Below are 7,901 nucleotides of genomic sequence, written 5' to 3'. Positions count from 1 at the left end.
TTCGTAATGAATTACGTGTTCACTCTTGAGACTTGGTATTCATTTATCGTCTTGCGACGTTAAGAATCCGTATCTTCGAGTGCCCACACAGATTGTCTGATAAATTGTTAAAGAGCAGTTGCGACGCGCTTTAGCGCACTGTCGCGAGGTGGCGTATATTACGCTTTCCTCTTTCAGAGTCAACCCTGAATTTCAGGATTTTTCTCTTCAACCGAACCGGCTGTTTGTGTGAAGTGATTCACATCCGCCGTGTCGATGGAGGCGCATTATAGGGAGTTCTCCGCAGGCCGCAATAGAAAAATTGCAGAAAAATGACTGACTGCTGCATTCCCCAGCAAAAGCCCGCTTTATACCTTTTTACGCACAGAGTTATCCACAATCATCAATGTAATTTCTGTATTTTGCCCACGGTAACCACAGTCAAAATTGTGATCACCATTGAAAGAGAAAAATTCGCGAGCGTTGCGCAAACGTTTTCGTTACAATGCGGGCGAAAAATAAGGATGCCCCGTTAGGGGCGTTAGCTGAGTTTTTCGCGAAAAATTCAGCTAACGCTCTCTGTAATAGTCAAATCCAGGGGATTTACCATGCAACAACGTCGTCCAGTCCGCCGCGCTCTGCTCAGTGTTTCTGACAAAGCCGGTATCGTCGAATTCGCCCAGGCACTTTCCGCACGCGGTGTGGAGCTGCTGTCTACAGGGGGCACTGCCCGTCTGTTAGCAGAAAAAGGTCTGCCGGTAACCGAAGTTTCCGATTACACCGGTTTCCCGGAGATGATGGATGGACGCGTGAAGACCCTGCATCCGAAAGTACATGGTGGCATTCTGGGCCGTCGCGGCCAGGACGATGCCATTATGGAAGAACATCAGATCCAGCCTATCGATATGGTGGTTGTTAACCTGTATCCGTTCGCCCAGACCGTGGCCCGTGAAGGTTGCTCGCTGGAAGATGCGGTTGAGAACATCGATATCGGCGGCCCAACGATGGTGCGCTCCGCCGCCAAGAACCATAAAGATGTCGCAATCGTGGTGAAGAGCAGCGACTATGACGCCATTATTAAAGAGATGGATGACAACGAAGGATCGCTGACGCTTGCAACCCGTTTCGACCTCGCCATCAAAGCCTTCGAACACACTGCCGCCTACGACAGCATGATTGCCAACTACTTCGGCAGCATGGTTCCGGCTTACCACGGTGAAAGCAAAGAAGCCGCCGGTCGCTTCCCACGCACGCTGAACCTGAACTTCATTAAGAAGCTGGATATGCGTTACGGCGAGAACAGCCACCAGCAGGCTGCCTTCTATATAGAAGAGAATGTGAAAGAAGCCTCCGTTGCTACCGCAACCCAGGTTCAGGGTAAAGCCCTCTCTTATAACAACATCGCCGATACCGATGCGGCGCTGGAGTGCGTGAAAGAGTTCGCCGAGCCGGCATGTGTGATTGTGAAGCACGCCAACCCTTGCGGCGTGGCTATCGGCAATTCCATTCTTGATGCTTACGATCGCGCGTACAAAACCGACCCAACCTCCGCATTCGGCGGCATCATTGCCTTTAACCGCGAGCTGGATGCGGAAACCGCACAGGCCATCATTTCTCGTCAGTTTGTCGAAGTGATTATTGCGCCGTCCGCCAGCGAAGAAGCCCTGAAAATCACCGCCGCCAAACAGAACGTACGCGTTCTGACCTGCGGTCAGTGGGGCGAGCGTGTTCCGGGCCTCGATTTCAAACGCGTGAACGGCGGTCTGCTGGTTCAGGATCGTGACCTGGGGATGGTCGGTGCGGAAGAACTGCGCGTGGTGACCAAACGTCAGCCGAGCGAACAGGAACTGCGTGATGCGCTGTTCTGCTGGAAGGTGGCGAAGTTTGTGAAATCCAACGCTATCGTCTATGCCAAAAACAATATGACTATCGGCATTGGCGCGGGCCAGATGAGCCGCGTGTACTCCGCAAAAATCGCCGGTATTAAAGCGGCCGATGAAGGCCTGGAAGTGAAAGGTTCCTCGATGGCTTCTGACGCGTTCTTCCCGTTCCGCGACGGTATTGATGCCGCCGCCGCTGCGGGCGTGACCTGCGTAATCCAGCCTGGCGGTTCTATCCGTGATGACGAAGTGATTGCCGCCGCCGACGAGCACGGTATTGCGATGCTCTTCACCGACATGCGCCACTTCCGCCATTAATGGAGCAATAGATGAAAGTATTAGTGATTGGTAACGGCGGGCGCGAGCACGCGCTGGCCTGGAAAGCGGCCCAGTCGCCGCTGGTTGAGACTGTTTTTGTTGCTCCGGGTAATGCAGGCACTGCACTGGAACCCGCGCTGCAAAACGTTGCTATTGGCGTGACCGATATCCCGGCGCTGTTGGATTTCGCACAAAACGAAAAGATTGATCTGACCATCGTCGGCCCGGAAGCGCCGCTGGTGAAAGGCGTGGTCGATACCTTCCGCGCCGCCGGGCTGAAAATCTTCGGCCCAACCGCAGGTGCGGCCCAACTGGAAGGCTCAAAAGCGTTTACCAAAGATTTCCTGGCCCGCCATAAGATCCCTACGGCGGAATACCAGAACTTCACCGAGGTAGAACCTGCGCTGGCGTATCTGCGTGAGAAAGGCGCGCCAATCGTCATTAAAGCGGACGGTCTGGCTGCCGGGAAAGGCGTTATCGTGGCGATGACGCTGGAAGAAGCGGAAGCGGCTGTTCACGATATGCTGGCGGGCAACGCTTTTGGCGACGCGGGTCATCGCATCGTTATCGAAGAGTTCCTCGATGGCGAAGAAGCGAGCTTTATCGTGATGGTGGACGGCGAGCATGTGCTGCCGATGGCTACCAGCCAGGATCACAAACGCGTAGGCGATAAAGATACCGGACCAAACACCGGCGGGATGGGCGCTTACTCCCCCGCGCCGGTAGTAACCGATGACGTTCATCAGCGCACCATGGAACGTATTATCTGGCCAACCGTGAAAGGCATGGCGGCGGAAGGCAACACCTACACCGGTTTTCTCTACGCGGGCCTGATGATCGACAAACAGGGCAATCCGAAGGTTATTGAATTTAACTGCCGCTTTGGCGATCCGGAAACCCAGCCGATTATGCTGCGCATGAAGTCCGATCTGGTTGAGCTCTGCCTGGCGGCCTGTGAAAGCAAACTGGACGAGAAAACGTCCGAGTGGGATGAACGCGCTTCTCTCGGCGTGGTGATGGCTGCGGGTGGATATCCGGGTGATTACCGCACCGGTGACGTGATCCACGGCCTGCCGCTGGAAGAAGTGGCAGGCGGCAAAGTGTTCCACGCGGGCACAAAACTGGCGGATGACGAGCAGGTAGTGACCAACGGCGGGCGCGTACTGTGCGTCACCGCGCTGGGTCATACCGTGGCAGAAGCGCAGAAACGCGCCTATGCCTTAATGACCGATATCCACTGGGACGACTGCTTCTGCCGGAAAGATATCGGCTGGCGCGCTATCGAACGCGAGCAGAACTAACGCGACAGTTTTGCCAATAGCGTTTTGCGCGTGATCCCTAACTGACGGGCGGCTTCGGTTTTGTTGCCGCCCGTTTTCTCCAGCGCCGCCAGAATCACCTCTTTTTCCACTTCCACCAACGGCTGAATATCCTGACTTTGTCCCAGCGGGATCGGCGTACTGGCAATCGCCAGCGGCAGCTCGCGTTCGGAAATATATTCCCCGGTCAGCAGCACCACTGCCCGTTCCACCGCGTTTTCCAGCTCACGAATATTTCCCGGCCAGTCGTAATGAATCAACAGATCCATCGCCTGGGGCGTAAAACCTTTTACCGCCTTGCGATTACGCTCGGCAAAGCGCTGCAGAAAATGGCCAGCCAGCAGAGGGATATCTTCCCGCCGTTGCCGCAGCGATGGTACTTCAATCGCCACCACATTCAGGCGATAGTAGAGATCCTGGCGAAAACGCCCGGCATTCACCTCTGCGGCAAGATCGCGATGGGTCGCCGCAATCAGCCGGACATCAACCGAGATAATCTGGTTGCTACCGACACGCTGAACTTCGCGCTCCTGAATCGCACGCAGCAGACGCACCTGCATCATCGGCGAGATATCGCCAATTTCATCGAGAAACAGCGTGCCGCCGTCCGCCTCAACAAAGCGCCCTTCCCGGCGTTTATCGGCTCCAGTAAACGCCCCTTTTTCGTGACCGAACAATTCAGATTCCAGCAAGGATTCGTTGAGTGCCGCACAGTTGAGCGTTACCAGCGGTTTTTCGCTACGTGCGCTACTGGCGTGAATCGCCCTGGCGACCAGCTCTTTACCGGTGCCGGAATCGCCGTGGATCAGTACCGTGGCTTCCGATGGCGCGACGAGGGCGATTTCACTGAGCAGGTGTTGCATCGCCGGGCTTTTACCGACCATACCGAACTGGCTGGCAGTCACCGCAGGTGTTTCAGCATCAATACTGTGCGTATGCGCGAGCGCTTTTTCCAGCGTCGCCTGTAGGTTATCGAAATCCAGCGGCTTGATGAGATAATCCAGCGCCCCAGTTTTCAGTGCCTCTACCGCCGTCTCGACGCTGGAGTACGCAGTCATAATCAGCACCGGAATTGCCGGGTTTAACGCTTTGATCTCTTTCAGCGTGGCGATGCCGTCCATCTCCGCCATTCGCACATCGCAAAGCACAAGATCAAAAACCTGTTCCCGCACCTGCTCCAACGCCTGTCGCCCGCTGTTCGCCAGCGCGACGTTATAGCCCCAGCCGCGCAGTAAAGCCTGCAAAATAGTGCAGTGGCTAATGTCATCATCCACCACCAGAATATCGATATTATCGTGCGTCATCCTTGTGGGTCCTTACGCGTAATATTGACCGGAAGCCAGAGGGTGAACGTTGAGCCTTTTCCCTCCTGGCTTGCGACCTGAATTGTACCACCGTGTTGTTCAACAATATTATGCACGACCGCCAGCCCCAATCCGGTGCCTTCGGCTTTAGTGGTGAAGTACGGAGTGAAGATGGCATCAAGCTGATCTGCCGCAATTCCCTTACCGCTGTCGGTAACGCTGATTTTCACGCCCGCGCCGCTTTCGCTGGCCGTCACGCTAATCACGCCATGCTGACCAATCGCCTGAATAGCATTGAGATAGAGATTCAACAGGACCTGAGTCAGCCTGTCCGGGTCGGCCTGAATTTCCGGTAATGTGTCGTTGGCGGTAAAGCGTAACTGGATCTCCCGGCTGTTTGCATCCTGACTTACCAGCTGTAATGAGTGGTTAATCAGCGTGTTGAGATCCACCGCCTGCAAAGCCAGATGCGTTGGCTTAACCAGTTCCAGCAACTCGCTTACCACGCGGTTTAAACGGTCGGCCTCTTTCGCCATCACCTGCGCCAGTTGATGCGCTTCTCCCCCTGCAGGCGCGCGCTCGGCAAAGTATTTCGCCAGTCCTTTAATCGAGGAAAGTGGGTTACGGATTTCGTGGGCAACGCCTGCCGCAAGATGCCCCAGCGCCACCAGCTTCTCTTTGCGCTTCATTTCATCTTGTAGAAGCTGGCGCGAGCGCAGATAGCGGCGATACCAGAAGAATGACAATACGCTTGCCAGCAAGACCGTCGCCAGGGCGAAGAGGATAATCAGGGTATTGCGCTTTTCCCCACTCTGGGTTGCAACCAGATCACTGGCATCAACGGCGATAAAAATAGCCTGTTGTGCATCTACTTGTGGCACAGCTTTGCCGTTACAGCGCGGCATATTGTGCATTCCATGCCGCCAGGGCGCTGACATTGGCTGGAACAAACGATAGACCTCAAGTGCAGGCGTAGTTTCCGTTTTCCCAAGCAGCCGCCAGCGGGAGTTTTCCTCTGGCTTTAATTTCTGCATTTCATCCGGCGAATAGAGCGCACGCCCGACCTTATCGGGGTCGCTATGAAGAATAATGATGCCCTGCGCATCGGTGACTGCGAACCACAACACTCCCGGCTGTCCCGCCATCTCTTCCAGAAGCGCCTGTTGCTGTACATGGTGCATTCGCATCCCCATCCCTACGCGGCTTCCCGACTCCAGAGCGCGGATAAGCACATTACCTTTTTCCAGTAATGCCTGGCGGTCTGCCTCGCTTGCCCGCCCATAATCACGAATCACAGTTACCGCAAACAATCCCACCAGCCCAACAATGACCACGGGGAGGATCGCGCTTAACCATTTAGCTAAGGAGTCTTTAGAACGTTGCATAAAATGCATCTTCTTCTTTGCCTGCTCATCCCTTTCTGACAGCAGAAATCATGCCATCTTTTATCAGCGCTTACCCTGCGCTGTAACACAAAGGCTTAAGTTTCAATGAGTAAAAATGACTCGCTACCCGCAGCAGGCGAGTCATTTTTACTCGTTTATCATGCCAGATTACCCGTCATATCAGCGTTTTATCGTTGGCACGGAAGATGCAATACCCGAAGTAAGACAACCACTGGAGGATTAACCATGAAACGGAACACGAAAATTGCCCTGGTAATGATGGCGCTTTCAGCAATGGCGATGGGATCGACATCTGCATTTGCTCACGGCGGACATGGTATGTGGCAGCAAAATATAGCGCCCTTGACCAGCGAACAACAAACTGCGTGGCAAAAAATCCATAATGACTTTTACGCTCAAAGCAGCGCGCTGCAACAACAGCTAATGGCTAAGCGTTATGAATACAATGCCCTGTTAGCCGCGAACCCACCGGATAGCAGCAAAATTAACGCGGTCGCCAAAGAGATGGAGAATTTGCGTCAGTCGTTAGATGAGTTACGGGTGAAACGGGATATTGCGATGGCTGAAGCGGGTATTCCGCGCGGAGCCGGAATGGGCATGGGCTACGGCGGCTGCGGTGGTGGCGGTCATATGGGTATGGGCCACTGGTAAATCAGAACGTTTTCTCGTTGGGTTGCCAGCGACAGAAATCAGAGTTTGCCACTAACAGTAATTGCGAACCTTCGGGCGCTTCCAGCCATGCCACGCTGACATCAACAGAAGAGCGGCTCTGGCGGCGCTCGATATGCGCTATCGCCTGCGAATCTAAATCAGGTTTAATGGTTTGCCCTTCGCAGGTGGTCACGGTCTGTTCCATCGCATGCCAGCGCCCCTGGCGCAGCACGACTCTCCCCTGACGTAAGGCATCGCTAATCTGGCGGATCTGATCAGCACGATAACGGTATAAATCGATTTGGTCGTTAGAAAGCTGCTGCTTTTCCCCATCGGATTCACGTTGCATAAAGCTCAGATCGCCGCGATCGTCAAAACGCGCGCGAATATTCACCGGCGGTTTGCTGTAAACATTGATGTTGATGAGCGTAAGGTTATCACCCTGCCAGCGATACTCTCGCGTCGTGGTATCGCCACTGCGCCACGGGCTAAACACGGCAAGCAGATGCACATTATCGCCGCTGTCTTTTCGCCAGATGCGTACCGCGCCCTGGTCTTCAGCAAATCCACTGGCGGTAAAGGGAGGAAGTGAAGAGTTGTGGCTACAGGCAGTGAGAAACAGCGCACCTGCCAGCATCAATGATCGACGCCAGAAAGACAAAAGGGGTGAAACCACCCCTTCGTTAAAACTGTTCACTGCCACGCAATCTTACTTAACTGCGTCTTTCAGTGCCTTGCCAGAAACAAATGCCGGTACGTTAGCTGCGGCAATTTTGATTTCTTTACCGGTCTGCGGGTTGCGGCCAGTACGCTCAGCGCGGTGGTTCACTTTGAAGGTACCGAAACCAACCAGTTGTACAGCATCGCCTTCTTTCAGAGACTCAGTAATTGCAGCCAGAGTGGACTCCAGAGCAGCTTTAGCCTGGGTTTTGGACAGTTCTGCTTTCTCTGCAATTACATCAATCAGTTGAGTCTTGTTCATAAGTTATCCTTACAATGTGTTTATCGCTTGCTAAGCATCGAGTGCGACGGAAATGCCAGAAT

General features: G+C 54.2%; 7 protein-coding genes. 3 read left to right on the top strand and 4 right to left on the bottom strand.

Annotated elements, in window-relative coordinates:
• The first annotated feature begins 587 nt into the window (after positions 1-587).
• Both purH and purD read left to right on the top strand, forming a co-directional pair.
• Positions 588-2,177 (top strand): bifunctional phosphoribosylaminoimidazolecarboxamide formyltransferase/IMP cyclohydrolase, encoded by a 1,590-nt coding sequence (gene purH / locus K0778_RS20220; RefSeq protein ID WP_001187559.1) that lies wholly within the window; start codon positions 588-590, stop codon positions 2,175-2,177.
• An 11-nt stretch (positions 2,178-2,188) separates the two neighbouring features.
• On the top strand, positions 2,189-3,478 hold the full coding sequence (gene purD / locus K0778_RS20215; RefSeq protein ID WP_000866800.1) for a phosphoribosylamine--glycine ligase: 1,290 nt from the start codon (positions 2,189-2,191) through the stop codon (positions 3,476-3,478).
• Here the strand turns inward: purD and zraR are convergent.
• A complete protein-coding gene (gene zraR, locus K0778_RS20210) occupies positions 3,475-4,800 on the bottom strand; it encodes a sigma-54-dependent response regulator transcription factor ZraR (protein WP_000148503.1) in 1,326 nt (441 codons plus the stop codon). The genes purD and zraR overlap by 4 nt on opposite strands.
• Positions 4,797-6,194, bottom strand: coding sequence for a two-component system sensor histidine kinase ZraS (zraS, locus tag K0778_RS20205; RefSeq protein WP_021559616.1), 1,398 nt, complete (start codon positions 6,192-6,194; stop codon positions 4,797-4,799). The genes zraR and zraS overlap by 4 nt, the downstream gene beginning before the upstream one ends.
• Before the next feature lie 237 nt (positions 6,195-6,431).
• On the opposite strand from zraS, the gene zraP reads away from it, so the two are divergent.
• On the top strand, positions 6,432-6,857 hold the full coding sequence (gene zraP, locus K0778_RS20200) for a zinc resistance sensor/chaperone ZraP (RefSeq protein WP_001619004.1): 426 nt from the start codon (positions 6,432-6,434) through the stop codon (positions 6,855-6,857).
• Position 6,858: 1 nt separating this feature from the next.
• Here the strand turns inward: zraP and K0778_RS20195 are convergent, their stop codons facing one another.
• The gene (locus K0778_RS20195) at positions 6,859-7,554 is read right to left on the bottom strand and encodes a DUF1481 domain-containing protein (protein WP_001300651.1); all 696 of its coding nucleotides are present in this window, start codon (positions 7,552-7,554) and stop codon (positions 6,859-6,861) included.
• Between the two features lie 12 nt (positions 7,555-7,566).
• A complete protein-coding gene (gene hupA, locus K0778_RS20190; protein WP_001044513.1) occupies positions 7,567-7,839 on the bottom strand; it encodes a nucleoid-associated protein HU-alpha in 273 nt (90 codons plus the stop codon).
• Between the last annotated feature and the right edge of the window lie 62 nt (positions 7,840-7,901).

Source organism: Escherichia sp. XD33 (genome assembly GCF_019375075.1).
Lineage (GTDB): Bacteria > Pseudomonadota > Gammaproteobacteria > Enterobacterales > Enterobacteriaceae > Enterobacter > Enterobacter flexneri_A.
Note: the sequence above shows the minus strand (reverse complement) of the source record. Positions and strands in the feature narration are given on the sequence as shown.